Source organism: Pseudomonas sp. G5001 (assembly GCF_013385475.1).
GTDB lineage: Bacteria > Pseudomonadota > Gammaproteobacteria > Pseudomonadales > Pseudomonadaceae > Aquipseudomonas.
The window spans coordinates 259,086-285,813 of sequence record NZ_JACAPZ010000009.1 but is presented as its reverse complement, the minus strand read 5'-3'; the positions used below and the strand labels follow the sequence as shown (position 1 = coordinate 285,813).

Sequence of the window (26,728 nt, the reverse complement as noted above, 5' to 3'; positions counted from 1 at the left end):
TAGCGGCAGGTCAGGCACTACAAAAGCATCAGGCAGGCAATCCTTCCCCCGCCAACCGCCGATTCAGCTGATGCCGGTACCGCACATACATCAACGCCGTGCAGAACACCGCCAGGCTCGCCAGCATCTCGAGCACACCAAACCACTGCCGGTTCGGGTCATAGGCCGCCAGCGCGCCCTTGATGAAATACAGGTTCACCACAAAGCACATCCATGAATGCCCGCGCGCGCTGCCCAGGATCATCCCCGGCGCCAGCAACAGCAGCGGCACCAACTCGATCAGCAGAATCACCCACGGCCGCGCGCCATGCAGATCGGCGAACGCCAGGTAGTAGGCACACAGCAGCCCCACCAATCCCAGGAACGCCAGCAGGCTCAACGCCCGCATCGCCTTGACCCGTGGCTCCAGCCAGGCCTGGGGCGGCAGTAGCTTAGGCTTCCTGGCCACGGCCGTTCTCCAGTAGCGCAGCGGTCTTCGCCAGGCGCAGGCCGAGGGCGCGGCACAGGGCGATCTCGTGTTGATCCAGCGCACGCTTGCCGTCGGCACCGGAATGGTGGCTGGCGCCATAAGGCGTACCGCCGCCCTTGGTGTCGAGCAGCGCCTGTTCACTGTAGGGCAGTCCGGTGATCAGCATGCCGTGGTGCAGCAGCGGCAGCAGCATCGACATCAGCGTGGTCTCCTGGCCGCCGTGCAGGCTGGCGGTGGAGGTGAACACACCCGCCGGCTTGCCGACCAGGGCGCCGGTCAGCCACAGGTTGCTGGTGCCGTCGAGAAAGTACTTGAGCGGCGCGGCCATGTTGCCGAAACGGGTCGGGCTGCCCAGCGCCAGGCCTGCGCAGTTCTTCAGGTCGTCGAGGCTGCAGTACAGCGGGCCGTCGACCGGAATGTCCGGCGCCACGGCCTCGCATTCACTGGAGATGGCCGGCACGGTGCGCAGCCGCGCCTCAAGCCCGGCTTGCTCGATGCCCCGGGCAATCTGCCGGGCCATTTCGCTGACTGAACCGTTGCGGCTGTAATACAACACCAGCACATACGGCGCACTCACGAAACCAGCTCCAGGATGTTCTCCGGTGGGCGGCCGATCACGGCCTTGTCGGCGGTGGCGAGGATCGGGCGCTCCATCAGTTTCGGATGAGCGGCGATGGCAGCGATCAACTGTGCTTCGCTGAGGCTGGTGTCACCCAGGTTGAGGGTTTTATATTCGTCCTCGCCGGTACGCAGCAGTTGCCGCGCGCTGATGTTCAGCTTGCCCAGCAGGGCCTGCAATTGCGCGGCGTCGAGCGGGGTTTCCAGGTAGCGCACCACCGTCGGTGTGAGGCCACGGGCTTCCAGCAGTTCAAGCGCACCGCGGGATTTCGAGCAGCGCGGGTTGTGATAAAGCGTCAGATCGGTCATGTGCGGGTCGCATCTTGCGTAAGGTGGCGGGTATTCTACCCGCGCTGCGCCGCGTCCTTAAACCATGAGAGGCGATAGGCCGCAGCCAACGTTCATTTTTACGAAGGATTACCCCATGACGAGGCGACTGTTAGGCGCATTGGCAATCATCGGCACACTGCTGATCAGCGGCTGTGGCAATGATTATGGCGTTGACCAATATGGTCAGAAAGTGGCCGCCGAACGCCTGGACAAGCAATGGCTGGTGGTTAACTACTGGGCCGAATGGTGTGGCCCGTGCCGTACCGAAATCCCGGAACTCAACGCTTTGGCCGAACAGCTCAAGGGCCAGTCGGTGGGGGTGTTCGGGGTAAATTTCGACAACGTCCAGGGTGAAGAGCTCAAGAGCGCCAGCGAGAAGCTGGGCATCAAGTTCACCGTACTGGCGCAGAACCCGGACGGGATCTTCGACATTCCCCGCAGTGAAGCCCTGCCGGTGACCTACATCATCGATGACAAGGGCAAGGTGCGCGAGCAACTGATGGGTGAGCAGACGGCGGAAGGGGTGTTGGCCAAGCTCAAGGCGTTGCGCGGATAAAAAATGTGGGAGCGGGCTTGCTCGCGAATGCGGTGTGACAGTCACCGGATACATCGACTGATCCACCGCTTTCGCGAGCAAGCCCGCTCCCACATTTAGACCTGCTGCGCCTTACAGATCAGCCTTCTTCCAGCCACAACCGCAACGGCTTGCCATCCGCCGGCCAGAAGCGGGTCTGTTCGATCGGCGAAATGTCCCAGCGCTGCACGCCCTGCAGGGCCTGGAAGAAGCGGTGCTCCTGCTCCATCAGCGCTTCGGCGCAGAGTTTGCGGGTGCTGCCGACCTTGCCGAAGCTCAGCTTGTCGCCGTCCAGGGTGTAGGGCGCAAACCAATGGTTGCAGCCACCATTGCCATAGGCCCGGCCATCGGCGCCGAGGGTCACGGTCAGGTGGGCGTAATCCATCAGCGGCCGCTCACCGATCCATTCCACCACGTAGCTGTGATCCTGCTTGAGCTTGACCTCGTCGCTGGCGCAGCCCGCAAGGCCTGCACCCAGCACGGCCAGCATCAGCAAGGCTTTCATTGCGCGGCCTGCTGGCATTTCGGGCAGCGGTGCTTGTCACCCAGGGTGGCCCAGCCCAACTCGGTAACCCGTGCAGTGGCGGCCGGTTGCAGCGGTTCCTTGGTCAGCTTGGTTTCCACCGCAAATTCAAACTCCAGCACGTTGTCGCAGCTGTCGCAGTTGACCTTCCAGGTGTGAATCTCCAGTTCGCCGAATTTCGGCCCCTGGGCCATGGCGACCCACTGGCCCGCCGGGCGGATGGAGTAGCGCGCATCGCCTTCGACGGTCAGGCGCATCGACAGGGTTTTGCTGCCGCGCAGGGTGACGATCAGAACGTCGCCGTTCTTGATCGAGCCACCGTTGCCGGTGACTTGATAACGGCCCGGCACCAGGGCCCGGCATTCGATCAGGGTGTGTTGCGGGCTCAGCAAGCTGAAGCGGAAATCGTGTTCGGCCATGGATCCTCCAAATAGGCGCGGCATCCTATCATGCGCCGCTACCCATCATGGCGCGGCTATGTGACCGCTGATCATCCTTCGACGAGGTTTTGCGCCTGCCCGCCAGCCCACGCCGCGATGTTGGCCAGGGTGGTGCCGGCAATCGCCCCCAGCGCCTCGCGGGTCAGGAAGGCCTGGTGCGCGGTGATGATCACATTGGGGAAGGTCAGCAGGCGCGCCAATACGTCGTCTTGCAGGGGCAGGTCCGAGCGGTCTTCGAAAAACAGCTGGGCCTCTTCTTCATACACATCCAGCCCCAGATAGCCGAGCTGGCCGTCCTTGAGTGCGTCGATCAGCGCCGGGGTGTCCACCAGGCCGCCGCGCCCGGTGTTGATGAGCATCGCGCCGGGCTGCATATGGGCGAGGCTTTGGGCGTTGATCAGGTGTTTGCTGTCCGCCGTCAGCGGGCAATGCAGGCTGATGACCTGTGACTCGCCCAGCAACTGCGGCAGGCTCACATACCGGGCGCCGAGGGCTTCGACCTGCGGGTTGGGATAGGGATCGTACGCCAGCAACTGGCAGCCGAACCCGGCCATGATCTTGGCGAATGTGGCGCCGATCTGCCCGGTGCCGACCACGCCGACGGTCTTGCCCACCAGGTCGAACCCGGTCAGGCCGTGCAGGCTGAAGTCACCGTCGCGGGTACGGTTGTAGGCGCGGTGCAGGCGGCGATTGAGGGCCAGGATCAACGCGACCGCATGTTCGGCCACCGCATGGGGCGAGTAGGCCGGCACCCGCACGATGGTCAGGCCCAGGCGCTTGGCGGCGGGCAGGTCGACATGGTTGTAACCGGCGGAACGCAGGGCGATCAGGCGGGTGCCGCCGCTGGCCAACTGCTCCAGCACCGGAGCGCTGAGGTCATCGTTGATAAAGGCGCAGACCACTTCGTGGTGTTCGGCCAGGGCCACGGTGTCGAGGTTCAGCCGGGCCGGCTGGAATTGCAGCTGCATGCCTTCGGGCAGCGGTTGGGCGAGAAAGCTGTCGCGGTCGTAGGTCTGGCTGCTGAAGAGGATGATGCGCATCAAATATTCCTTCTTGATGATGGAAAGCTGATTTTGTGGCGAGGGGGCTTGTCTGTGGTGAGTGAGCCTGCTGTGGTGAGGAAGCTTACTGTGGCGAGGGAGCTTGCTCCCGCTGGAGTGCGAAGCGCTCCCAGGATTTTGGGGCCGCTGCGCAGCCCAGCGGGAGCAAGCTCCCTCGCCACAGCAAGCCTCCCTGTCCACATTGCCCCGAAAGTTTACGCGCTGACCCGCGCCTCGCTGGCCAGCCGGGCAATCGCCATGTCCAGTTCATCCAGGGCCGGCATGGCCTTGGCGTCGTCCTGCTTGAGCAGGGTCTCGGCCCGTTGGCAGGCCGCACGCAGTTGCGGCACGCCGCAATACCGGGTGGCGCCGTGCAGGCGGTGCACCCGTTCGATCAGGGCGTTGCGGTCATTGGCGTCACGGGCGACGCGAATCGCTTCACGGTCCGCTTCCAGCGAGGCCAGCAGCATCGCGAGCATGTCTGCCGCCAGATCCGCCTTGCCGGCCGCCAGGCGCAAACCTTCTTCATGGTCCAGCACCGGCAATTGCGTGGCATGCCCGAAACTTTCGGTGCCACGGTCCGGGCCCTGGTTGCGCAGGGCCAGCCCGGTCCATTTCAACACCACCTGGGCCAGTTGCCGTTCGCTGATGGGTTTGGTCAGGTAATCATCCATGCCGCTTTGCAGCAGGGCGCGTTTTTCGTTGGCCATCGCATGGGCCGTCAGCGCGACGATGGGCAGCGGTGTGCCATGGCGTTCGCTTTCCCACGTGCGGATTGCCTCGGTGCTCTGGCGACCGTCCATCCCCGGCATCTGCACGTCCATCAGCACCAGGTCGAAGGCTTCCTGCTTCACTGCCTCGATGGCCGAGTAACCGCTTTCCACCGCCTGGACCTTGGCGCCCATATCTTCCAGCAGGGTTTGCACCAGCAGCAGGTTGGCCGGGTTGTCGTCGACACACAGCACCCGCGGCGCGCGGCTGGACAGGGGCTCGCCGGGTTCGCTGCGCAGCGGGCGCGGGCTGATCAGGTCGGCCAGGGCGCGACGCAGTTTGCGGGTGCACGCGGGCTTGGCCTGCAACTGGCTGTTGGGGTTGGGCACCGAGGGGTTGAACAGCAGCTGTTCGGTGGTCGGGCACAGCACCAGTACCTTGCAGCCCAGGTGTTCGAGGTCCCACAGGTGCTGGTTCAAACGCTCCGGCGGAATGTCGTTGGCGGTGATGCCCAGCACGGCCAGGTCAATCGCCTGTTCGGTCTGGTGGGCGCTGGTGATGCCGTTGGTCAGGCTTTCCAGGCTGTTGAACGGGGTGACTTCCAGGCCGCAGTCTTCCAGCTGATGTTGCAGGGCCTGGCGCGCCAGCTCGTGGTTTTCCAGCACCGCCACGCGCCGGCCCAGCAGCGGCGCGGAGGGCAGGTCTTCGATATCGTCACGGGTTTTCGGCAGGTTCAGGCTGATCCAGAATTCCGAGCCTTCTCCCGGCGTGCTGTCGACGCCGATCTCACCGCCCATCTGTTCGATCAGGCGCTTGGAAATCACCAGGCCAAGGCCGGTCCCGCCGGGTTGGCGTGACAGCGAATTGTCCGCCTGGCTGAACGCCTGGAACAGCGCCCGCACATCCTGGTTCGACAGGCCGATGCCGGTGTCCTGCACGCTGATGCGCAGTTGTACGCTGTCTTCCTGTTCGTCTTCAATCATGGCGCGGGCAACGATGGTGCCTTCGCGGGTGAACTTGATCGCGTTGCTCACCAGGTTCGTGAGGATCTGCTTGAGCCGCAGCGGGTCACCCACCAAGGCGAGCGGCGTGTCGCGGTAGACCAGGCTCACCAGCTCCAGCTGTTTGGCGTGGGCGGCCGGGGCGAGGATGGTCAGGGTGTCTTGCAGCAAGTCCCGCAGGTTGAACGGGATGCTGTCGAGCACCAGCTTGCCGGCCTCGATTTTCGAGAAGTCGAGGATTTCGTTGATGATGCCCAGCAGGTTGTCGGCGGATTTTTCGATGGTGCCCAGGTAATCCAGCTGGCGCGGTGACAGTTCGCTTTTCTGCAACAAATGGGTGAAACCAAGGATGCCGTTCAACGGCGTGCGGATCTCATGGCTCATGTTGGCCAGAAACTCCGACTTGATGCGGCTGGCTTCCAGGGCTTCCTTGCGGGCCAGGTCCAACTCGATGTTCTGGATCTCGATGGTTTCGAGGTTTTGCCGCACGTCTTCGGTGGCCTGGTCGATGCTGTGTTGCAATTCTTCCTGGGCGTTTTGCAGGGTCTCGGCCATGCGGTTGATGCCCGAGGCCAGGTGATCCAGCTCCTGGCTACCCAGGGGTGGCAAGCGGGTTTCCAGATTGCCGTCCTTGAGTTGCGCGACGGCCTGTTTGATCAGGCCGATCGGTGAGTTGATCGTACGGCTGATGCGCAAGGCGAGGGCAGCGGTACAGATCAGGCCGATGGCGATCAGCAACAGGCTGGCGAACAGGCTGCGGTAGCCACGCAGCAACATGCCGTTGTGGGACAGTTCCAGCTCGACCCAGCCGAGCAGGCGGTCGGATTCATCCGGGATCAGTTCACCGGCGAGGTTGCGATGGCGGCCGAACACCGGCAGCAGATAACGGGTGGCGTCATTGCCGGTGCGCTGCAACAGGTGCGAACTGTTGCCGATGGGCGGCTGGTTGAGCATGGTCGGCCCGGCGTGGGCCAGGGGCGTGCGGTCGGGCCCGAGGAACGACACGGCGCGCACATCGGTTTGTTCCAGGGACTGGGTGGCGATGCGTTCCAGCAGGTCGGTGTTCCTGGTGCCGAGGGCCGGAGCCACCAGCGGTGCCAGTTGCTCGGCGATCATCTCGCCGCGTTGCAGCAACTGCGACTGCAACTCCGAAAGCTGCATCCAGGTGAAGTACCCGCCCAGCAGCAACGCCATCAGGCTGGTAGGCAATAAGGTCAGCAACAGTACGCGGCCTTTTATCCCCATTCTTTTAAGCACGCCACTCTCCTGCTACCACACTGTTGTCGAATTCCACGCAGGCATCCGGCCCGCGCCACCTGCGCAGTGTAGCCATTTGCGCGGCGGGGAATCTTGCAAAATTAATGACCTGAGGCAAACCTTGGGCCGCCGGACGCCCGGCGGCGGTTGCTCATGGGGGGGCAATCTTGAATAATCAGTCATTGAGAATGACTTGCAGACGCTAATGAATCCCGCAGCACTTGGCTTACCCAGTATCCTGGCGATTGAAGACGATCCTGTGCTTGGCGCCTATGTCCATGAGCAATTGGGCCTCTGTGGCTTCCAGGTGACCTGGTGCCAGAATGGCCAGCAGGGCCTGCAAATGGCCCGCGATCAGCGCTTCGACGTGGTGTTGATGGACATCCTGCTGCCGGGCATGGACGGTTTGTCGGTGCTCACGCATTTGCGCCAGAGCCATTCGATGCCGGTGATCCTGATGTCGGCCCTGGGGGCCGAAGCCGATCGCATCAGCGGTTTTCGCCTGGGGGCCGACGATTACCTGCCCAAGCCGTTCAGCATGGCCGAGTTGCGGGTGCGCATCGAAGCGATCCTGCGCCGGGTCGCCCTGGACCGGCGGCCGTTGCCGGCCCTGGCGGCGGTGCGCGGCGATGCCCGCAGCCTGCGTTTCGATGACGAGCTGTGTGATGTGTTTCACCGGGAGCAGTGGGCCGGCCTGACCCGCAGCGAATATCGCCTGTTGGAAACACTGCACCGCAACGCCGAAGAAGTCCTCAGCAAAGCCTTCCTCTACCAGCATGTGTTCCAGCGCGGCTATGCGCCCCATGACCGCAGCCTGGACATGCACATCAGCCAGATTCGTCGCAAGCTCAAGGCTGTCGGCTACAGCGAGCGGGAAGTGCGCACGGTGTGGGGCAAGGGCTATGTGTTGAGCGGTCACGATGACGGGCTTTAAAGCCGCGTTCAAACGGCTGCCGGGCAAGCATTCGTTATTCTGGAAACTGGCCTGTCTGCTGATCGCGTTCTGCTTGCTGATGATCTGGCTCAGTTGGTCATGGGGCCGGTATATGGAAGAGCAGAATGCCTTTCTGTCCAGCGAGGCCCGCGCCACCCTGAGCGGTTATGCCGCTGGCGCGGAACTGGCCTGGAACAAGGGCGGCAACGCCGGTGTGGACGAATGGTTGCACACCCTGGGCCAGCGCGAGCGCACCTGGGTGGGGGTCATCGGCAACGACCTGCAATCCCTGAGCAGCTACCCACTGACGGACAAGGAGAGCCAGCGCCTGACCTTCCTGCGCGGCCTGGACTGGCCCGTCAGCCGGCATGCCAAGGGCCTGCCGTGGTTGAAAATCCCGTTCCCGCTCGACCCCGGTGCGGGCTCCCTGGTGATCGAATTGCCGCGGCGTTTCATGCCCGGGCAAAACCAGCTGTTCTGGCGGATCGTCACCAATGGCGTGATTCCCGGCCTGTTCACCCTGCTGCTGTGCATCGGCCTCTACCGGCTGTTGATCATGCCCCTCAACCACCTGCGAGAGCAGGCCAACGCCTGGCGTGCCGATCAACTGGGCACCCGGCTTTCCCGCGACACCACCAGCCGCCAGGATGAACTGGGGGAGTTGGGCCGCGCGTTTGACCAGATGTCTGAACGCCTGCAAGGCACCGTGGCCCTGCAACAGCAACTGCTGCGGGATTTGTCCCATGAGTTGCGCACACCGTTGAGCCGCCTGCGCGTGGCCAGTGACAGCGAGCAGGATCTGACCCAGCTGCGCGAGCGCCTGGGGAGGGAAATCGACGGCATGCAGCGCCTGGTGGACGACACCCTGCAACTGGCCTGGCTCGACACCGAACGCGCGCCGTTGCCCAAGGAAGACATCCAGGTGCAGGCGCTGTGGGACATGCTCCGGGAAAACGCCTGTTTTGAAAGTGGCTGGCCGGCTTCACGCTTGCAGTGCGAGCTGGGGGCCGACTGCTGGGTGCGCGGTCATCTGAACCTGCTGGCCCAGGCATTGGAGAACATCCTGCGCAATGCCATCCGGCACTCTGCGCAAGACGGAACGGTGCAATTGGGCGGGCAGCGTGAGGGGGATCACTGGCACTTGTGGCTGGAAGACCAGGGCGGCGGGATCGATGAGGTGGAGTTGGAGCGAATCTTTGCGCCATTCACCCGGCTGGACGGTTCACGGCCCGGCGACGGCGGCTTTGGCCTGGGCTTGAGCATTGCGCGCAACGCTGTGCAGCGTCAGGACGGCAGCCTGTGGGCGGAAAATACCGGCCAGGGTTTACGTGTGCACATGCGCTTGCTGGCGCGCTAACGGTTACAACCTGCGCTGTTTGCGTTTTTTCCACTGTCGGGCCACCCACCAGCGCCAATAGCCCATGGTCAGGCAATAACCCAGCACCGCCATCACCAGCCCCAGTACTACCGAGCCCAGCAGGAACGGTTGCCACAGCGTCGACAACTGCCCGCTGATCCATTCCCAGGTCAGCTCGTCGGGCATGCTGCGGGGTGGCACATTCATCAGCCAGGCCCCGGTCATGTAGGTGCAGAAAAACACCGGCGGCATGGTAATCGGGTTGGTCAGCCAGACCAGGCTCACGGCAATCGGCATGTTGCCGCGCACGCTGATGGCGAGGATCGCTGCCAGCAGCATCTGCAAGGGAATGGGGATGAATGCCGCGAACAGGCCAACGGCCATGGCCCGCGCGACCGAGTGCCGATTGAGGTGCCAGAGATTCGGGTCATGCAGCAACTTGCCGAGAAAGCGTAAGGACTTGTGTTCCCGAATGCTGGTCGGATCGGGCATGTACCGTTTGAATAAGCGCCGTGGCATAAGGGGTCCAGGTCAGTTCGAGGGGCAAGTATGCCCGCATTCCACGAACGTGAAATTCAGACTTTGTGACAAATAATAATAGGCCACACCGCTGGCCCGGCTAAGACTCAATGGGTCGCTTTCAAGGAAAGATCCATGAGAACAGGGATGTTCGCACTCGCGCTGGGGCTGCTCGCCTTGCGTTTTTTACCCGCGTTGCCGTCCGGCGGCTGGCTGTTGCTGATGCCGGTGCTGGCCCTGATGTTGTTGCCTTTTCGTACCTATCCGCTGGGGTTTTTCCTGCTTGGCCTGGGCTGGGCATGCCTCAGCGCGCAGTGGGCGCTGGATGACCGGTTGGCCCCGCATCTGGATGGCCAGACCCGCTGGGTGGAGGGGCGTGTCAGCGGGTTACCGCAGCAGATGAACGACGGTGTGCGCTTCGAACTGACCGACAGCCGGTCACGCAAGGACCTGCTTCCCAAGCGCATTCGCGTGTCCTGGCGCGGCGGCCCACCGGTTAAGAGCGGTGAGCGCTGGCGACTGGCGGTGACTCTCAAGCGTCCCTCCGGATTGCTCAATGCCGATGGCTTTGACTATGAAGCCTGGCTGCTGGCCCAGCGGATTGGCGCCACCGGCTCGGTCAAGGACGGCCAACTGCTGGCACCGGCACGACATGCCTGGCGCGACGGGATTCGCCAGCGGCTCCTGGCAGTGGATGCCCAGGGGCGAGAGGCGGGCCTGGCGGCGCTGGTGCTCGGCGATGGTTCCGGGTTGGCCGCCGAGGATTGGCGGGTCCTGCAAGTCACTGGCACCGTGCATTTACTGGTGATATCCGGGCAGCACATCGGCCTGCTGGCGGGGTTGATCTATGGCCTGGTCGCCGGTCTTGCGCGCTACGGGGGTTGGCCGAAACCTTTGCCGTGGCTGCCCTGGGCCTGCGGCCTGGCGTTTGCTGCAGCGCTGGGCTACGGCCTGCTGGCAGGTTTCGAGGTGCCGGTGCAACGGGCCTGCGTGATGGTGGGCCTGGTGTTGCTGTGGCGTCTGCGGTTTCGTCACCTGGGAATCTGGTGGCCGCTGTTGCTGGCGCTGGACGCGGTGCTGATCCTCGAACCGCTGGCCAGCCTGCAGCCGGGGTTCTGGTTGTCTTTTGCGGCTGTTGCGGTGCTGATTTTGGCGTTCAGTGGCCGATTGGGCCCCTGGCCCTTGTGGCAAGCCTGGACCCGCGCCCAATGGTTGATTGCCATCGGCCTGTTTCCGCTGCTGCTGGTGCTCGGCCTGCCCATCAGCCTGAGCGGGCCGCTGGCCAACCTGGTTGCGGTGCCGTGGATCAGTCTGGTGGTGCTGCCCCTGGCCTTGCTGGGTACGGTGTTATTGCCGCTGCCTTATATAGGTGAGGGGTTGTTATGGCTGGCGGGCGGCACACTGGACGGGCTGTTCAAGGCCTTGGCGCTGCTGGCGCAGTACTTGCCGGCCTGGATACCGGCGCAAGTGCCCATTGGCTATTGGCTGGTGAGCCTGCTGGGGGCGGTGCTGTTATTGCTGCCCAAGGGCGTCCCGTTTCGGCTGCTGGGCTGGCCGATGTTGCTGCTGGCAGTGTTCCCGCCGCGGGAGTCGATACCTCATGGGCTGGTCGAGGTGGTGCAACTGGATGTCGGCCAGGGGTTGGCGATCATCCTGCGTACCCGCAACCATGTACTGCTGTATGACGCCGGGCCGCGCTCCGGTGAGTTCGATCTTGGCGCGCGTGTCGTATTGCCTGCGTTGCGCAAGCTGGGGGTCGCAGGGCTGGACGTGATGCTGCTCAGTCATGCCGATGCCGATCATGCCGGCGGCGCGCTGGCCGTCGCCCAAGGGTTGCCGGTCAAGCGTGTGGTGGGCGGTGAGACGGCACGGCTGCCGGCCTCGCTCGGTACCCAGGCGTGTGTCAGCGGCGAGCAGTGGGAGTGGGATGGCGTGAGGTTCGAGCTATGGCAATGGCCTGATGCGACGGACGGTAACCAGATGTCCTGCGTGTTACGGGTGCAGGCCAATGGCGAGCGCTTGTTGCTGACCGGGGATATTGACCATGACGCCGAGCGGGCATTGCTGGCCACTCCCATGGGCGCTCCTGTCGATTGGCTGCAAGCGCCGCACCACGGCAGCCGCAGCTCGTCGTCATGGGCCTTTCTACAGCGCCTGGCACCCAAGGCCGTGTTGATTTCCCGGGGGCGCAGCAATGGATTTGGCCACCCGCATCCACAGGTGCTGGAGCGTTACCAGGCCATGGGCAGCGCGATTTATGACAGTGCCGAGCAAGGCGCACTCCGCCTGCAACTGGGCACCTTCCAGCCGCCGCTGGCCGCGCGCAGCCAGCGGCGTTTCTGGCGCGAGCGCCCGTCGCAAAACAGCGTTACCAAAGACCGGCCCCTGCGTCAGGATGCTCTGGGGCAGGCCAGCCCTTCCACCGGACCCTTATGGTAAAGTGGCGCACTTTTTCGAGGGGACATTCACTGTGTGGGAATTGGTCAAATCCGGCGGCTGGATGATGTTGCCGATCATTTTGAGTTCCATCGCCGCACTCGGCATCATCGCCGAACGCCTATGGACCCTGCGTGCCAGCCGTGTAACGCCTGACCACCTGCTGGGCCAGGTCTGGGGCTGGATCAAGAACAAGCAGCTCGACAAGACAAAGCTCAAGGAACTGCGCGCCAACTCGCCCCTGGGTGAAATCCTCGCCGCCGGCCTCGCCAACTCCAAGCACGGTCGCGAGATCATGAAGGAGTGCATCGAAGAGGCCGCCGCCCGGGTCATCCATGAGCTGGAGCGCTACATCAATGCCCTGGGCACCATCGCCGCCATGGCACCGTTGCTCGGCCTGCTCGGTACGGTGCTGGGCATGATCGATATTTTCAGCTCATTCATGGGGTCGGGCATGACCACCAACGCCGCAGTGCTGGCCGGTGGTATTTCCAAGGCATTGATCACCACGGCGGCGGGCCTGATGGTCGGTATTCCTTCGGTGTTCTTCCACCGTTTCCTGCAACGGCGCATCGACGAACTGGTGGTGGGCATGGAGCAGGAAGCCATCAAGCTGGTGGAAGTGGTACAGGGCGACCGTGACGTGGACCTGGTTGAGGGCAACGCGTGAAATTTCGTCGCAAGCAACGGGAAAACGTCGATATCAACCTGGCGTCGTTGATCGACGTGGTGTTTATCCTGCTGCTGTTTTTTGTCGTCACCACCACCTTTACCCGGGAAACCCAGCTGCGCGTCGACCTGCCGGAAGCCGTCAGCGGTTCGCCGGCGGAAGACCAGCAGGCCAAGCAGCTGGACATCGCCATCAGCGCCGATGGCGTGTTCTCGGTGAACAACCAGTTGCTGGAGAAAAACGACCTGGCCAGCCTGATGGAAGCGCTGCAAAAAGAGTCTGGTGGGGACACTAACTTGCCACTGTCCATCAGCGCCGATGGCAACACCAAGCACCAGGCCGTGATCACGGCGATGGACGCTGCCGGCAAGCTCGGCTTCAGCCATTTGCGCATGACCACCGTCGAGGCGGCGAGCCAACCCTGATGGCCATGACTGATCGTTTGCTCAAGGCCTGGTACGAAGGCCATCCTGCACTTACGTTATTGCAGCCGCTGGAATCCCTCTATCGCCGGGTGGTGCAGCGCAAGCGCGCACGGTTCCTGGCGGGCGAGGGCGAGATCTATCAGTCGCCGGTGCCGGTCGTGGTGGTAGGCAATATCACGGTGGGTGGCACCGGCAAGACGCCCATGATTCTCTGGCTGATCGACCATTGCCAGCGCAGTGGTTTGCGCGTCGGTGTGGTCAGCCGCGGTTATGGCGCCAAGCCGCCACAGTTTCCATGGCGCGTAGAGGCCGATCAAACCGCAGCGGTGGCGGGGGACGAACCCTTGCTGATCGTGCAGCGCAGCGGCGTGCCGCTGATGATCGACCCCGACCGCAGCCGCGCCGTGAAGGCGCTGTTGGCCAGCGAAACCCTCGACCTGATCCTCTCCGACGACGGCCTGCAACATTACCGCCTGGCCCGTGACCTGGAACTGGTGTTGATTGACGCCGCCCGCGGGCTGGGTAACCGTCGCTGCCTGCCGGCGGGGCCGTTGCGTGAGCCGGTCGAGCGTTTGCAGAGCGTCGATGCGCTGCTTTACAACGGCGCAGGTTCTGACCGTGACGACGGCTATGCCTTCCGTCTGTTGCCTGCCGCGCTGGTCAACCTGCATACCGGCGAGCGTAAACCCGTCGAACACTTCCCGGTGGGGCAGCAGGTACATGCGGTGGCCGGCATCGGCAACCCGCAACGTTTCTTCAACACCCTTGAAACGCTACACTGGCGCCCAATACCCCATGCTTTTGCCGACCACGCGCCGTACAGCGCCGAGGTCTTGAATTTCACACCGGCACTGCCGTTGGTCATGACTGAAAAGGACGCGGTGAAGTGCCGCGCCTTTGCCAGGCCCGACTGGTGGTACCTTGCGGTGGACGCGGCACCGTCACCGGCGTTTATCGCCTGGTTCGACACGCAGTTGATGCGCTTGCTGCCCGCTCGCCTTTTGCCTTAAAACGCTGCTCTCCAGGACATACTCATGGACACCAAACTGCTCGATATCCTCGCTTGCCCGATCTGCAAGGGGCCGCTCAAGCTCAGCGCCGACAAAACCGAGCTGATCAGCAAGGGCGCCGGCCTGGCGTACCCGATTCGTGATGGCATTCCGGTAATGCTCGAAAGCGAAGCCCGCACCCTGACCACCGACGAGCGCCTGGATAAATGACCACCGCCTTCACCGTTGTCATCCCGTCCCGCTACGCCTCCACCCGCCTGCCCGGCAAGCCGCTGCAACTGATCGGCAACAAGCCGATGATCCAGCTGGTGTGGGAACAGGCCTGCAAAAGCAGCGCCGAAAGGGTAGTGGTGGCCACCGACGATCCGCGCATCATCGAGGCCTGCAAAGGCTTTGGTGCCGAAGCGGTGCTGACCCGTGAAGACCACAATTCCGGTACCGACCGCCTGGCCGAAGTGGCCACCAAGCTGGGCCTGGCGGCGGACGCCATCGTGGTCAACGTGCAAGGCGACGAGCCGTTGATTCCGCCCAGCGTGATCGATCAGGTGGCGGCCAACCTGGCAGCCCATGGCGAAGCGCGCATGGCGACCCTGGCCGAGCCGATTGAAGACATCGAGACCCTGTTCAACCCCAACGTGGTGAAAGTGGTCAGCGACATCAATGGCCTGGCGCTGACCTTCAGCCGCTCCACCTTGCCGTGGGCGCGGGATGCGTTCGCCAAACAGCCTGACGTGCTGCCGGCTGGCGTGCCTTACCGTCGCCACATCGGCATCTACGCCTACCGCGCCGGTTTCCTGCACGACTTCGTGAGCTGGGGCCCGTGCTGGCTGGAAAATACCGAATCCCTGGAACAACTGCGTGCCCTGTGGCACGGCGTGCGCATTCATGTGGGCGATGCCCTGGAAGCGCCGCCGGCGGGCGTCGACACCCCTGAAGACCTCGAGCGCGTCCGTCGCCTTCTGGGGGCCTGATGCAGGTTCTGTTCGTCTGCCTGGGCAACATCTGCCGTTCGCCCACGGCCGAAGGCGTTCTGCGCCACAAATTGCGCGAAGCCGGCCTGGCCGATCAGGTTGAAGTGGCCTCTGCCGGTACCGGTGATTGGCACGTCGGCAATCCACCGGACAAGCGCAGCCAGCGTGCCGCGCTGCAACGCGGCTACGACCTGTCGGCCCAGCGTGCACAACAGGTGTCGCGTGCCGACTTTTCCCGCTACGACCTGATCCTCGCCATGGACCAGAGCAACCTGCGCAACCTCAAGGCCATGCAGCCGGCTCAGGGCAAGGCGGACCTGGACCTGTTCCTGCGCCGCTACGACTCGGTGGTGGATGAAGTGCCGGACCCGTACTACGAAGGTGACCAGGGCTTTGAAACTGTCCTCGACCTGATCGAGCGCGCCTGTGACCTGTTGGTGATTGAATTGAAGGGCCGGTTATGACTTTGCAGGTACGGGCACAGGTTTCGCTCAAGCCGTTCAACAGCTTTGGCATCGACGTGCGTGCCCGGCTGTTTGCCGAGGCCCACAATGACGCCGACGTGCGTGAGGCCCTGGCCTGTGCCGCCGAGCAACAACTGCCGTTGCTGGTGATTGGCGGTGGCAGCAACTTGCTGTTGACCCAGGATATTGACGCACTGGTGCTGCGCATGGCCAGCCAGGGCATCCGGGTGTTGCACGACGATGGCGTGCAGGTCGTGGTTGAGGCCGAAGCGGGCGAAGCGTGGCATCCGTTTGTGCTGTGGACCCTGGCCCAGGGCTTTTCCGGCCTGGAAAACCTCAGCCTGATTCCCGGCACGGTCGGCGCCGCACCGATGCAGAACATCGGCGCCTACGGTGTAGAGATCAAGGATGTATTCAGCGGCCTGACCGCCCTTGATCGCCAGACCGGCGAACTGCGGGATTTCAGCCTGGCCGAGTGCAACTTTGCCTACCGCGACAGCCTGTTCAAGCACGAAGTGGGGCGCTGGCTGATCCTGCGGGTGCGTTTTGCCCTGAGCCGCGCCGTGCATCTGAAACTTGAATACGGGCCGGTGCGACAGCGCCTGACCGAGCAAGGCATCGCGCAGGCCACGCCCAGCGATGTCAGCCGCGCGATTTGCAGCATTCGTAGCGAGAAACTGCCCGACCCGGCGGTGCTCGGCAATGCGGGGAGTTTCTTCAAGAACCCGCTGGTGTCCCAGGCACTGGCTGCCGAGTTGCAGCGTCAATACCCGGACCTGGTGGCTTACCCCCAGGCCGACGGGCAGATGAAACTGGCCGCCGGCTGGCTGATCGACAAGGCCGGCTGGAAAGGCTTTCGCGATGGCGATGCCGGCGTGCATCGCTTGCAGGCACTGGTATTGGTGAACTACGGCGCGGCCAGCGGCCAGGACATTGCCGGGCTCGCGCTGCGTATCCAGCAGGACATCGAAAAGCGCTTCAAGGTGGTGCTGGAAATGGAGCCGAATCGCTATTGAACTAAGCTTGTTTTTTGACGCACCAAGCCCTGCATTGCAGGGCTTTTTTATTGCCGGTGAGTTAACTTAGCTGACTACCGATATTTTTGATCAACCCATAGATGCTGTTTATCAAAATCAGTTGCAAGGTTGGCGGGAGGCGAAAGCCTGATGGACAGTGTTGATCTGAATGTATTACGCAGCGTGCTGGAATGGCGCCTCGCCGGGCAGCGAGTGGTGCTGTACAGCGTGGTCCAGACCTGGGGCAGCGCCCCGCGTCCGCCGGGGGCGATGCTGGCCTTGCGCGGCGACGGGGTGGTGATTGGCTCGGTGTCCGGCGGCTGCATCGAGGACGACTTGATCGCCCGGTTGCAGGACGGTCGGCTGCCTGACGACGGGCCGCCGGTGCAGCTTGTCACCTACGGTGTCACCCGGGACGAAGCGGCGCGTTTTGGCCTGCCGTGTGGCGGCACCCTACGTCTCACCGAAGAGCGGGTGAGTGATCCGGGTTGGGTAGCTGAACTGCTGGCGCGCTGTGAGGCCCACGAGATTGTCGCCCGTGAGTTGGACCTGGCCACCGGCGAGGTGGTGTTGAGCGGTGCGAGCAAGACCGATGTGGTCAGCTTCAACGGCGAGCGTTTGCGCGCGATCTACGGTCCGCGCTGGCGCCTGCTGCTGATCGGCGCGGGCCAGCTGTCACGTTATGTGGCGGAAATGGCTCGGTTGCTGGATTTCGAAGTGCTGATCTGCGACCCGCGCCAGGAGTTTGTTTATGGCTGGGAGGAGCAGCACGGGCGCTTTGTGCCGGGTATGCCGGATGAAGCGGTGTTGAATATCCAGACCGATGAACGCACTGCCATTGTCGCGCTCACCCATGACCCGCGCCTGGATGACATGGCGTTGCTGACGGCCCTCAATTCCCGGGCGTTCTACATAGGCGCGCTGGGTTCGCGGGTCAACAGCCAGAAGCGCCGGGAAAACCTCGCGGCACTGGGGCTCAGTGCGGACGCCATTGCGCGGCTGCATGGGCCGATTGGCCTGCATATCGGCAGCCATACGCCGGCGGAAATCGCCTTGTCGTTGATGGCGGAAATCGTCGCCATCAAGAACGGGATCGATCTGCTGCAGAAAAAGCCGTTGCAGGCAGCGGTCAGTTGACGGGCATCGCCGTAATCATCCTGGCGGCGGGGCAGGGCAGTCGTTTTCGGGCCGAGGCGGGTGCCGATCAGGACAAGTTGCTGGCGCCCTGCGTGGGCCGGGATGGCATCACGCGGCCGGTGATCGAGCAGGTATTGGTGAATTTGCCGCCTGTGGCTACGAGACGTTGGCTGGTGACGTCACCGGATCGCACCGAAGTGATTCGGTTGGCTAAGGTGCACGGTTGCGAAGTATTGCTTTTGCGCTCGCCGGGCATGGGTGACAGCATCGCAGCAGCGGTGGCGGCCAGTGGGCCGTCGGCTGGTTGGCTGGTGGTGTTGGGGGATATGCCGTTTATCCTGCCTGCAAGTATCGAGCAAGTGATGGCAGGCCTGGAGGACGACGGTATCAGCGCCCCGGTGCATGCAGGTCAGTACGGGCACCCCGTGGGGTTTGGCCGTTCATTCGGCCCGGCCTTGATCGCGCTGACCGGAGACCGCGGGGCAAAACCGTTATTTGCCAAGGCTTCGGTGCAGGAAGTCGTAGTCGATGATCCCGGTGTGTTGTGGGACGTCGATGTGCCAGGGTTGTTGGACTACCGCTAACTGATGTAATGGGCATAAAAAAGCCCCGCCTGATCACTCAGGCGGGGCTTTTTAGTGGCCGATGGAATCAGACGAGGGGTTTAGGCTCGTGCTCTTCTTCCTGGGCCTTAGGGTGGTGCTCTACCACTTCTTCAACGGAACGTACGTTCTCGTCGATGGCAGGGGCAGTGTGCTCAACCACGGCTTCGGTGACCGGAGCAGGGGTTGCGTGGGCAACTTCAGCGACGGCTGGAGCAGCTTCGGCAGCGGCTTTGGCAGCAGCGGCGGCCGCTTCAGCTTCCTTGCGACGACGACGCACTTCGCGTGGGTCGTTCGGCGCACGGCCATTTTCGGTCAGGGCGCTGGCCGGAGCGGCTTCAACCACCGGGGCTGCCACTTCGGCAACCACTGGCGCTTCAACCACTGGCGCAGGCTCGGCAACAACGGCAACAGGTTCAGCAGCGACCACCACTTCAGCGACTGGCGCTGGAGCTTCTTCGACCACTGGCGCAGGCGCTGGAGCTTCGACCGCTTCAACCACCGGGGCAGGTTCGGCAGCCCACTGGAAGGCGGTCTGTTCTTCGCGAACTTCACGCACTTCAGGGGTTGGCTCGGCTACCGGTGCTTCAACGGCAGCTTCAACCACGGGCGGTTGTTCAACAACCACGGCAGGCTCGGCAACCACGTCGATTTCAGGCTGAGGCTCGCGAACTTCGCGAACTTCGCGAACTTCACGAACGTGACGAGCCGGCGCTACTTCCACTTCCGGAACAACCGGGGCTTCGACCGGGGTCGTTGCTTCAACCACTGGCGCTTCGACGGCTGGCGTCTCTACAACAGTGTTTTCCTGGATGGCAGCGGTGGCTGCTTCAGCTTGCTCGTTGGCCTGGGCTTCAGCAGGTGCGCTGATGACCGAGCTGGCGACAGCCGCGGTAACGGCCAGGCCGGCAGCCAGTTCGGCGCCAGTCGGTTCGCCGGTAGCGGCTGCGTTGGCTTCGCCGGTCTCTTCCGAACCTTCGATTTCGTTGCCGTTGGCATCACGTTGACGCTCACGACGGTTGCTGCGACGACGCTGGCCACGGGAGCGGCGGCGTGGACGATCGCCTTCGGCGTTGTCCTGGCCGTCTTCCTGTTGCTGGTCTTCGTTGGACAGCAGCTCTTCTTCTTCACTGGCGGGAGCCGCTTGCTCGGCACGTGGTTGACGCTCTTCACGAGGAGGGCGTGGCGCACGTTCTTCACGCGGCTGACGAGCTGGACGCTCTTCAGCAGTGGCAGCGGTGGCAGCAGCAGCGGCTACGGCTGGAGCGGCATCCAACGGCTCGCGCAATTCACGCACGCGTTCTTCACGCTCGCCACGTGGCTTGCGGTCTTCACGTGGAGCGCGTGGAGCACGCGGTGCACGTTCTTCGCGTGGTGCACGCTCTTCACGGGCTACGGTTGGTGTTTCTTCACGGGCTTCGCGCGGTTGGCGTTCTTCACGTGGAGCGCGTTCTTCGCGGGGTGCACGTTCTTCACGAGGCTTGCGCTCTTCGTCACGGCGACCGTTGCGATTGCGGCTCTGCTGGCGACCGTTGCGACGCTCTTCATTGCGTGCAGGGCGTTCAGTCACAGGCTTCTCGACCACAACTGGAGCCACTGGCTCTTCCTTGGTGGCGAACAGGCTGACCAGCGACTTCACCAGGCCTTTGAACAGGCTTGGCTCAGGCAGGGCAGCTGGTGCGGCAACCGGCGCGGCAGCCTCGACCGGAACCGGTGCGTTGGCACGGGCTGGCGCGGTCTTCACGGCGGCTTCCTGGCGAACCAGGGTGCGGGTCGCAGCGGCTGGCTGGACTTCTTCCACTTCGGCAGCGGCAGCAGCGATTTCGTAGCTGGACTGGTTGACGTGGGCTTCCGGGCTGTCATCACGCAGGCGCTGCACTTCGAAGTGCGGCGTCTCGAGGTGATCGTTCGGCAGGATGACGATACGGGCACGGGTGCGCAGTTCGATCTTGGTGATCGAGTTGCGTTTTTCGTTGAGCAGGAACGCAGCGACCGGGATCGGCACCTGGGCGCGCACTTCGGCAGTGCGGTCTTTCAGGGCTTCTTCTTCGATCAGGCGCAGGATCGCCAGCGACAGCGATTCAACGTCACGGATGATGCCGGTGCCGTTGCAACGCGGGCAGACGATGCCGCTGCTTTCACCCAAGGATGGACGCAGGCGCTGACGGGACATTTCCAGCAGGCCGAAGCGCGAGATGCGGCCGACCTGTACGCGGGCACGGTCAGCTTCCAGGCATTCGCGGACTTTCTCTTCCACGGCGCGCTGGTTCTTGGCCGGGGTCATGTCGATGAAGTCGATCACGATCAGGCCGCCGATGTCACGCAGGCGCAGCTGGCGGGCGATTTCTTCAGCCGCTTCCAGGTTGGTCTGCAGGGCGGTTTCTTCGATGTCGCTACCCTTGGTGGCACGCGCCGAGTTGATGTCGATGGACACCAGGGCTTCGGTCGGGTCGATCACGATGGAGCCGCCGGAAGGCAGTTCGACGACGCGCTGGAAAGCGGTTTCGATCTGGCTTTCGATCTGGAAACGGTTGAACAGCGGAACGCTGTCTTCGTACAGCTTGATCTTGCTGGCGTACTGCGGCATCACCTGGCGGATGAAGGTCAGGGCTTCGTCCTGGGCTTCGACGCTGTCGATCAGCACTTCGCCGATGTCCTGGCGCAGGTAATCGCGGATGGCGCGGATGATCACGTTGCTTTCCTGGTAGATCAGGAACGGCGCGGAACGATCCAGGGACGCTTCCTTGATAGCGGTCCACAGCTGCAGCAGGTAGTCGAGGTCCCACTGCATTTCTTCGCTGCTGCGGCCCAGGCCGGCAGTGCGCACGATCAGGCCCATGTCTGCTGGAGCGATCAAGCCGTTCAGCGCTTCACGCAGTTCGTTGCGCTCTTCGCCTTCGATGCGACGGGAGATACCGCCGGCACGCGGGTTGTTCGGCATCAGGACCAGATAGCGGCCAGCCAGGCTGATGAAGGTGGTCAGGGCGGCGCCCTTGTTGCCACGTTCTTCTTTTTCTACCTGAACGATGACTTCCTGGCCTTCGCTCAGGACGTCCTTGATGTTCACGCGGCCTTCAGGGGATTTCTTGAAGTATTCGCGGGAGATTTCTTTGAGGGGCAGGAAGCCATGGCGCTCGGAGCCGAAATCGACAAAGGCAGCCTCAAGGCTTGGTTCGATGCGAGTAATCCGGCCTTTATAGATGTTGGCCTTCTTTTGCTCGCGTGCACCGGACTCGATGTCCAGGTCGTAGAGGCGTTGGCCGTCTACCAGTGCAACACGCAACTCTTCGGGTTGAGTTGCGTTAATCAGCATTCTTTTCATGTTGTACCGTCGGTTTCCGGGCTGCCGGAAACGGCGTTCGGCACACACGACTTCTCACGGTCGGTGTCAGGTGCGTCAAGAGTGGTTGGCCACTCCAGTGTCCAGCAATACCCGCCAAAATGGGCGGTATCGCGACGTACGCTTCCTGCTTGCTGTGGTGACTTAAGCACTCAGTCAGGAGGAGGAATCAACCGGCGACTGTGGACGAGATGAAGCGTCTAAATATAAGCCTAGTGCTACACAGTCCGACGGTTGTGCATCTCCACCCTACACGTATCCCTGATAATTCGGGTGCTGCCGCGCGCAGAATCCGCAGCGGGTTGGCATTTACCGTGTTCTCCAATGGGGAGTCCACGCTCATGGCTAAACAAGACCGGGTGTGGGCGATTGTGCTCTCACTCAGCTCGTAACAGGCGTTGTTTCCGAAGCATTCGCCGTGGTCTGGCTCCAGACTGACTGCACTTTGTGAACTGGCCGTAAATATCGGCGCAAAAGGCGAGTAATCACTCTGCTTTTTGCACTCGCTTCAGGCCTCATGTCACCTGCGCTTGTTACAATCTCGAGCCTTCCAGGGTGGCGAAAGCCCCGTAGGACGGCCTCGCGTCCTGATGAATTGCGATGGTCAGGGCCGGCAGTTTGCCGCTAGTCCTCTGTCCAGGCCGCTTTTGGCGGCGTTCGCGACTATAGCAGCAATGATTAAGTGCTTCAATTCCATAAAAAATTGTTATCATCGCCGCCATGACGACTACCGCCCCCCAGACCCCCAGCGTCCAGCTGCTCGAGGTCTCGCCGGAATATGCCGGCCAACGCATCGACAACTTTCTTCTTGCCAGGCTCAAAGGCGTGCCCAAGACCTTGATTTACCGCATTTTGCGTAAAGGCGAAGTGCGCGTGAACAAGGGCCGGATCAAGCCCGAGTACAAGCTGCAGGCGGGCGACATCGTCCGCGTGCCGCCGGTGCGGGTGCCTGAGCGTGACGAACCGGTCCCACTGGCCCAGGGCCTGTTGCAGCGCCTTGAAGCGTCGATTGTCTTCGAAGACAAGGCACTGATCGTGATCAACAAACCGTGTGGCATCGCGGTTCACGGTGGCAGCGGCCTCAACTACGGGGTGATCGAAGCCTTTCGTCAGTTGCGCCCGGATGCCAAGGAGCTGGAGCTGGTCCACCGTCTGGACCGTGACACCTCCGGCCTGTTGATGATCGCCAAGAAACGCAGCATGTTGCGCCACCTGCATGCCGCCCTGCGCGGTGATGGCGTGGACAAGCGCTACATGGCGCTGGTGCGTGGCAACTGGGCCACCTCGATCAAGAGCGTGCGCGCGCCGTTGCAGAAGAGCAACCTGCGTTCCGGTGAGCGCATGGTCGAGGTGGACGAGGAGGGCAAGGAGGCGCTGACCCTGTTCAAGGTGCTGCGCCGCTTTGGTGACTTTGCCACCATGGTCGAGGCCAAGCCGGTCACTGGCCGTACCCACCAGATTCGTGTGCACACCCTGCATGCGGGGCACTGCATTGCCGGCGATACCAAATACGGCGATGAAGATTTCTCCAAGGAAATCCGCGACCTGGGTGGCAAACGCCTGTTCCTGCACGCCTACATGCTGACCGTGCCGCTGCCCGATGGTGGCGAATTGAAGCTGCAAGCGCCTGTCGATGAAATGTGGGCCAAGACCGTGGAGCGCCTGAGTGTCGCACCCTGACTACAAGCTGTTGATCTTTGACTGGGATGGCACGCTGTGTAATTCCATTGGTCGGATTGTCGAGTCGATGCACGCGGCGTCGACCCGTTCCGGTTATGCATTGTGCGACGACCTGGCGGTCAAGGGCATTATTGGCCTGGGCCTGCCGGAAGCGATCCGCACCCTGTACCCGGAGATTGGTGATGACGAGCTGATAGCGTTTCGTCAGCACTACGCCGATCACTACATGGCGCTCGACGCCCAGCCTTCGCCGCTGTTTGAAGGCGTGGCGCAGGCCATGGAAGCATTTCGCGCCGACGGTTATCACCTTGCGGTCGCGACCGGCAAGGCCCGTCGCGGCCTGGACCGGGTGCTCAAGGCCCATGGCTGGGAAGATTATTTCGACGCCACCCGTGCGGCGGATGAAACCGCCAGCAAGCCCCACCCTCTGATGCTCGAGCAGATCCTCGCTCAATGTGGCGTGTCGCCTCGGCAGGCGTTGATGGTGGGTGATGCGTCGTTCGACCTGATGATGGCGCGTAATGCTGGCATGGACTCCGTGGCGGTCAGCTACGGCGCCCAATCTGCCCAGGCGTTGCAGGCCTACGAGCCGCGCCTGACAATTGACCGTTTTTCTGAATTGCAGGCCTGGCTCAGCCGGGCCCATTAAGTCTTTGCTGGGGTAGATGGCATGACCGATGAGTGGAAAGCGCCTGAGAAGGCCAATGCCGATAACAATGGCGATGACAGAAGCTGGAAGTTGCTGGAGAAGACGCTGCTGGCCAGTGTCCAGGAGCAGCGTCGCTCCCGGCGTTGGGGGATCTTTTTCAAGCTTCTGACCTTTATTTATCTGTTGGGCATGCTGGCGCTGTTCAGTCCGCTGATGGACATGGAGAAGAGCGCCACCCGAAGCGGTAATTACACGGCGTTGATCGAAGTGCGCGGAGTGATTGCCGACAAGGAGTCTGCCAGTGCAGACAACATCGTCAGCAGCCTGCGGGCGGCCTTCGAGGACTCCAAGGTCAAGGCTGTGATCCTGCGCATCAACAGCCCGGGCGGCAGTCCGGTGCAGTCGGGTTACGTGTACGACGAGATTCGTCGCCTGCGCGCCTTGCACCCGGACATCAAGCTGTATGCAGTGATTTCCGACCTGGGTGCCTCGGGTGCCTACTACATCGCCAGTGCTGCCGACCAGATCTATGCCGACAAGGCCAGTCTGGTGGGTTCGATTGGTGTGACGGCGGCCGGTTATGGCTTTGTCGGCACCATGGAGAAGCTCGGGGTTGAGCGTCGTACCTACACGTCAGGTGAGCATAAGTCGTTCCTGGACCCGTTCCAGCCGCAAAAGGCGGATGAAACCCAGTTCTGGCAGGGTGTGCTGGATACCACTCATCGGCAGTTCATCGCCAGTGTGAAGCAGGGGCGCGGTGACCGGCTCAAGGATAAGGAACATCCGGAGCTGTTTTCCGGTCTGGTCTGGTCTGGCGAGCAAGCGCTGCCATTGGGCTTGATCGATGGCATGGGCAGTGCCAGTTCGGTGGCGCGGGACGTGATTGGCGAGAAAGAACTGGTGGACTTCACTGTTCAGGAATCGCCGTTTGACCGTTTCTCCAAGAAGCTGGGTGCCAGCGTGGCTGAGAAGCTGGCGCTATACATGGGCTTCCAGGGTCCGACCCTGCGCTGAGAGCTTGAGCGCGACATGGCTCGAAATGTGGGAGCTTGCTTGCCTGCGATAGCATCACCTCGGTGCAACTGATGTACCGAGGTGTCTGCATCGCAGGCAAGCCAGCTCCCACATTTGTTTGTGATGTTCTCAGGGAATCTGTACGCCTTCGGCCAGTAGCATGTCCACCAGTCGGATCAGCGGCAGTCCGACCAGGCTGGTGGCGTCTGGCCCTTCGGTGCTTTGAAACAGGCTCACCCCCAGGCCTTCGGCCTTGAAGCTGCCAGCGCAGTCGTAGGGCTGCTCGATGCGCAGGTAGCGTTCGATGCGTGCGGCGTCCAGCGTGCGCATGTGTACGGTGAAGGGGATGCAGTCGACCTGGCAATGGCCGGTGGCGCTGTTCAGTACAGTCAGGCCGGTCAGGAAGCTGACGCGCTTGCCGCTGGCCGCCAGCAGTTGCTCACGGGCTTTCTCGAAGGTGTGGGGCTTGCCGATGATCTGGCCGTCGAGCGCGGCGACCTGGTCCGAGCCGATAATCAGATGCCCTGGATGACTGCCGGCGAGGGCGCGAGCCTTTTCTTCGGCGAGGCGCTTCACCAGTTCCACGGCAGACTCGTCCGGACGGTGGCTTTCGTCGATATCCGGCGAACTGCAGATGAACGGCAGGTGCAGGCGGTTCAGCAATTCCCGGCGATATACCGAGCTGGAAGCGAGTAATAAAGGCAGCATGGGCGTCTCCTCAAGGCAGTCGCGGATTCTAGCGGGGAGGCCCGGTGACGGACAGGGCTGAATTTCCTTTGACATGGCCGGGTGCATCCCTATAATGCTGCGCCTATGTTGAATGACCCGATTCCACCTCACGTTGACCCGCGCAAATTGGCTGATCGTGGCACCACCCTTCAAGGTGAGCTGCTCCTGGCCGATTTGGAGAGACTCTGCGACCCGCTTTCCGACACTGTCGGTACGGTGCAGGCTAAATTCGTTTTTGAACGAGATGAACGTAAGTCTGTGGTAATCCACAGCTTTATCGACACCGAAGTCAAAATGGTTTGCCAGCGTTGTCTTGAGCTGGTCACCCTGCCGATCCACAGCGAATGCAGTTATGCTGTGGTGAAAGAGGGTGCGAATACCCAGTCGTTGCCGAAAGGTTATGACGTGCTGGAACTGGGCGAAGATCCTTTGGATCTGCAGTCACTGATCGAGGAGGAGCTTTTGCTCGCCTTGCCCATTGTGCCTGCTCATCATCCGGAAGAATGCCAGCAGCCGGCGGGTCTCGATGAGCCCGAACCGAGCGAGGACGAGGTAACGCGGTCCAACCCGTTCAGTGTATTGGCGCAGTTAAAGCGTGACCCAAACGTTTAGGAGTTAATCAATTATGGCTGTTCAGCAGAACAAAAAATCCCGCTCTGCCCGTGACATGCGTCGTTCGCACGACGCCCTGACGGCAAGCACTCTGTCTGTAGAAAAAACCACCGGTGAAGTTCACCTGCGTCACCACGTATCGCCAGAAGGCGTATACCGTGGCCGTAAAGTGATCGACAAGGGCGCTGACGAGTAATCAC

General features: G+C 62.5%; 28 protein-coding genes. 18 read left to right on the top strand and 10 right to left on the bottom strand.

The window, feature by feature from the left end:
* Window positions 1–28: 28 nt before the first annotated feature.
* The 3 genes from HX805_RS09595 to arsC are packed head-to-tail and all read right to left on the bottom strand — an operon-like array spanning window position 29 to window position 1,396.
* Window positions 29–448: a DUF2069 domain-containing protein gene (locus tag HX805_RS09595; RefSeq protein ID WP_177019556.1), complete on the bottom strand. Its 420-nt coding sequence runs from the start codon at window positions 446–448 to the stop codon at window positions 29–31.
* Window positions 432–1,046 carry an NAD(P)H:quinone oxidoreductase gene (gene wrbA / locus HX805_RS09590; RefSeq protein ID WP_004371390.1) on the bottom strand — a complete coding sequence of 205 codons (615 nt, stop codon included), beginning with the start codon at window positions 1,044–1,046 and terminating at the stop codon, window positions 432–434. Before wrbA ends, HX805_RS09595 begins: the two co-directional genes overlap by 17 nt.
* The gene (arsC, locus tag HX805_RS09585; RefSeq protein ID WP_008435325.1) at window positions 1,043–1,396 is read right to left on the bottom strand and encodes an arsenate reductase (glutaredoxin); all 354 of its coding nucleotides are present in this window, start codon (window positions 1,394–1,396) and stop codon (window positions 1,043–1,045) included. The genes wrbA and arsC overlap by 4 nt, the downstream gene beginning before the upstream one ends.
* Before the next feature lie 115 nt (window positions 1,397–1,511).
* On the opposite strand from arsC, the gene HX805_RS09580 reads away from it, so the two are divergent.
* Entirely contained in the window at window positions 1,512–1,973 is a 462-nt protein-coding gene (locus HX805_RS09580) for a TlpA disulfide reductase family protein (protein ID WP_177081051.1), read from the top strand.
* 118 nt (window positions 1,974–2,091) lie between these two features.
* On the opposite strand, the gene HX805_RS09575 is transcribed toward HX805_RS09580, so the two are convergent.
* From HX805_RS09575 to HX805_RS09560, 4 genes are all read right to left on the bottom strand, one after another.
* On the bottom strand, window positions 2,092–2,496 hold the full coding sequence (locus HX805_RS09575) for an META domain-containing protein (protein WP_004371380.1): 405 nt from the start codon (window positions 2,494–2,496) through the stop codon (window positions 2,092–2,094).
* A complete protein-coding gene (locus HX805_RS09570; RefSeq protein ID WP_004371378.1) occupies window positions 2,493–2,933 on the bottom strand; it encodes a hypothetical protein in 441 nt (146 codons plus the stop codon). The genes HX805_RS09575 and HX805_RS09570 overlap by 4 nt, the downstream gene beginning before the upstream one ends.
* Before the next feature lie 71 nt (window positions 2,934–3,004).
* Window positions 3,005–3,994: a 2-hydroxyacid dehydrogenase gene (locus HX805_RS09565; RefSeq protein WP_008434996.1), complete on the bottom strand. Its 990-nt coding sequence runs from the start codon at window positions 3,992–3,994 to the stop codon at window positions 3,005–3,007.
* Between the two features lie 215 nt (window positions 3,995–4,209).
* Window positions 4,210–6,963 carry a response regulator gene (locus tag HX805_RS09560; protein ID WP_008434994.1) on the bottom strand — a complete coding sequence of 918 codons (2,754 nt, stop codon included), beginning with the start codon at window positions 6,961–6,963 and terminating at the stop codon, window positions 4,210–4,212.
* 205 nt (window positions 6,964–7,168) lie between these two features.
* Here HX805_RS09560 and HX805_RS09555 point away from each other — a divergent pair, with 205 nt between their 5' ends.
* Window positions 7,169–7,897, top strand: a complete 729-nt coding sequence (locus HX805_RS09555; RefSeq protein WP_004371371.1) for a response regulator transcription factor — start codon at window positions 7,169–7,171, stop codon at window positions 7,895–7,897.
* Window positions 7,884–9,254, top strand: a complete 1,371-nt coding sequence (locus tag HX805_RS09550; protein ID WP_008434990.1) for a sensor histidine kinase — start codon at window positions 7,884–7,886, stop codon at window positions 9,252–9,254. Before HX805_RS09555 ends, HX805_RS09550 begins: the two co-directional genes overlap by 14 nt.
* 3 nt (window positions 9,255–9,257) lie before the next feature.
* Here the strand turns inward: HX805_RS09550 and HX805_RS09545 are convergent, their stop codons facing one another.
* Window positions 9,258–9,773: a DUF2062 domain-containing protein gene (locus HX805_RS09545; RefSeq protein ID WP_177116824.1), complete on the bottom strand. Its 516-nt coding sequence runs from the start codon at window positions 9,771–9,773 to the stop codon at window positions 9,258–9,260.
* A 147-nt stretch (window positions 9,774–9,920) separates the two neighbouring features.
* Here HX805_RS09545 and HX805_RS09540 point away from each other — a divergent pair, with 147 nt between their 5' ends.
* The 10 genes from HX805_RS09540 to HX805_RS09495 all read left to right on the top strand — a co-directional run bounded on the left by HX805_RS09540 (window position 9,921) and on the right by HX805_RS09495 (window position 18,486).
* Window positions 9,921–12,212 carry a DNA internalization-related competence protein ComEC/Rec2 gene (locus HX805_RS09540; RefSeq protein ID WP_177116830.1) on the top strand — a complete coding sequence of 764 codons (2,292 nt, stop codon included), beginning with the start codon at window positions 9,921–9,923 and terminating at the stop codon, window positions 12,210–12,212.
* A gap of 31 nt (window positions 12,213–12,243) precedes the next feature.
* Window positions 12,244–12,879 (top strand): MotA/TolQ/ExbB proton channel family protein, encoded by a 636-nt coding sequence (locus HX805_RS09535; protein WP_004371363.1) that lies wholly within the window; start codon window positions 12,244–12,246, stop codon window positions 12,877–12,879.
* Window positions 12,876–13,304 carry a biopolymer transporter ExbD gene (locus HX805_RS09530; RefSeq protein WP_004371361.1) on the top strand — a complete coding sequence of 143 codons (429 nt, stop codon included), beginning with the start codon at window positions 12,876–12,878 and terminating at the stop codon, window positions 13,302–13,304. The genes HX805_RS09535 and HX805_RS09530 overlap by 4 nt, the downstream gene beginning before the upstream one ends.
* On the top strand, window positions 13,304–14,314 hold the full coding sequence (lpxK, locus tag HX805_RS09525) for a tetraacyldisaccharide 4'-kinase (protein ID WP_004371358.1): 1,011 nt from the start codon (window positions 13,304–13,306) through the stop codon (window positions 14,312–14,314). Before HX805_RS09530 ends, lpxK begins: the two co-directional genes overlap by 1 nt.
* 24 nt (window positions 14,315–14,338) lie before the next feature.
* Window positions 14,339–14,524 carry a Trm112 family protein gene (locus HX805_RS09520; protein ID WP_003174668.1) on the top strand — a complete coding sequence of 62 codons (186 nt, stop codon included), beginning with the start codon at window positions 14,339–14,341 and terminating at the stop codon, window positions 14,522–14,524.
* Window positions 14,521–15,285 (top strand): 3-deoxy-manno-octulosonate cytidylyltransferase, encoded by a 765-nt coding sequence (kdsB, locus tag HX805_RS09515; protein ID WP_008434982.1) that lies wholly within the window; start codon window positions 14,521–14,523, stop codon window positions 15,283–15,285. The genes HX805_RS09520 and kdsB overlap by 4 nt, the downstream gene beginning before the upstream one ends.
* Window positions 15,285–15,749 carry a low molecular weight protein-tyrosine-phosphatase gene (locus tag HX805_RS09510; RefSeq protein ID WP_004371338.1) on the top strand — a complete coding sequence of 155 codons (465 nt, stop codon included), beginning with the start codon at window positions 15,285–15,287 and terminating at the stop codon, window positions 15,747–15,749. The genes kdsB and HX805_RS09510 overlap by 1 nt, the downstream gene beginning before the upstream one ends.
* On the top strand, window positions 15,746–16,765 hold the full coding sequence (gene murB / locus HX805_RS09505; protein ID WP_004371335.1) for a UDP-N-acetylmuramate dehydrogenase: 1,020 nt from the start codon (window positions 15,746–15,748) through the stop codon (window positions 16,763–16,765). The genes HX805_RS09510 and murB overlap by 4 nt, the downstream gene beginning before the upstream one ends.
* A gap of 150 nt (window positions 16,766–16,915) precedes the next feature.
* A complete protein-coding gene (locus HX805_RS09500; protein WP_008434978.1) occupies window positions 16,916–17,902 on the top strand; it encodes an XdhC family protein in 987 nt (328 codons plus the stop codon).
* Window positions 17,899–18,486, top strand: coding sequence for a nucleotidyltransferase family protein (locus tag HX805_RS09495; RefSeq protein ID WP_177116823.1), 588 nt, complete (start codon window positions 17,899–17,901; stop codon window positions 18,484–18,486). Before HX805_RS09500 ends, HX805_RS09495 begins: the two co-directional genes overlap by 4 nt.
* A 67-nt stretch (window positions 18,487–18,553) precedes the next feature.
* On the opposite strand, the gene rne is transcribed toward HX805_RS09495, so the two are convergent.
* Window positions 18,554–21,826, bottom strand: coding sequence for a ribonuclease E (gene rne / locus HX805_RS09490; RefSeq protein WP_177116822.1), 3,273 nt, complete (start codon window positions 21,824–21,826; stop codon window positions 18,554–18,556).
* A 738-nt stretch (window positions 21,827–22,564) separates the two neighbouring features.
* Here rne and rluC point away from each other — a divergent pair.
* The 3 genes from rluC to HX805_RS09475 are packed head-to-tail and all read left to right on the top strand — an operon-like array spanning window position 22,565 to window position 25,187.
* A complete protein-coding gene (gene rluC, locus HX805_RS09485; protein WP_004371325.1) occupies window positions 22,565–23,524 on the top strand; it encodes a 23S rRNA pseudouridine(955/2504/2580) synthase RluC in 960 nt (319 codons plus the stop codon).
* A complete protein-coding gene (locus tag HX805_RS09480; RefSeq protein WP_004371323.1) occupies window positions 23,511–24,173 on the top strand; it encodes an HAD-IA family hydrolase in 663 nt (220 codons plus the stop codon). The genes rluC and HX805_RS09480 overlap by 14 nt, the downstream gene beginning before the upstream one ends.
* Before the next feature lie 21 nt (window positions 24,174–24,194).
* Complete coding sequence (locus HX805_RS09475) at window positions 24,195–25,187, top strand: S49 family peptidase (protein ID WP_177116821.1); 993 nt, start codon at window positions 24,195–24,197, stop codon at window positions 25,185–25,187.
* Window positions 25,188–25,316: 129 nt separating this feature from the next.
* Here the strand turns inward: HX805_RS09475 and HX805_RS09470 are convergent, their stop codons facing one another.
* Complete coding sequence (locus HX805_RS09470) at window positions 25,317–25,895, bottom strand: nucleoside triphosphate pyrophosphatase (protein ID WP_177116820.1); 579 nt, start codon at window positions 25,893–25,895, stop codon at window positions 25,317–25,319.
* 105 nt (window positions 25,896–26,000) lie between these two features.
* Here HX805_RS09470 and HX805_RS09465 point away from each other — a divergent pair, with 105 nt between their 5' ends.
* Window positions 26,001–26,528: a YceD family protein gene (locus tag HX805_RS09465; RefSeq protein WP_004371317.1), complete on the top strand. Its 528-nt coding sequence runs from the start codon at window positions 26,001–26,003 to the stop codon at window positions 26,526–26,528.
* A gap of 13 nt (window positions 26,529–26,541) precedes the next feature.
* The gene (gene rpmF, locus HX805_RS09460; RefSeq protein WP_004371305.1) at window positions 26,542–26,724 is read left to right on the top strand and encodes a 50S ribosomal protein L32; all 183 of its coding nucleotides are present in this window, start codon (window positions 26,542–26,544) and stop codon (window positions 26,722–26,724) included.
* Window positions 26,725–26,728: the final 4 nt, after the last annotated feature.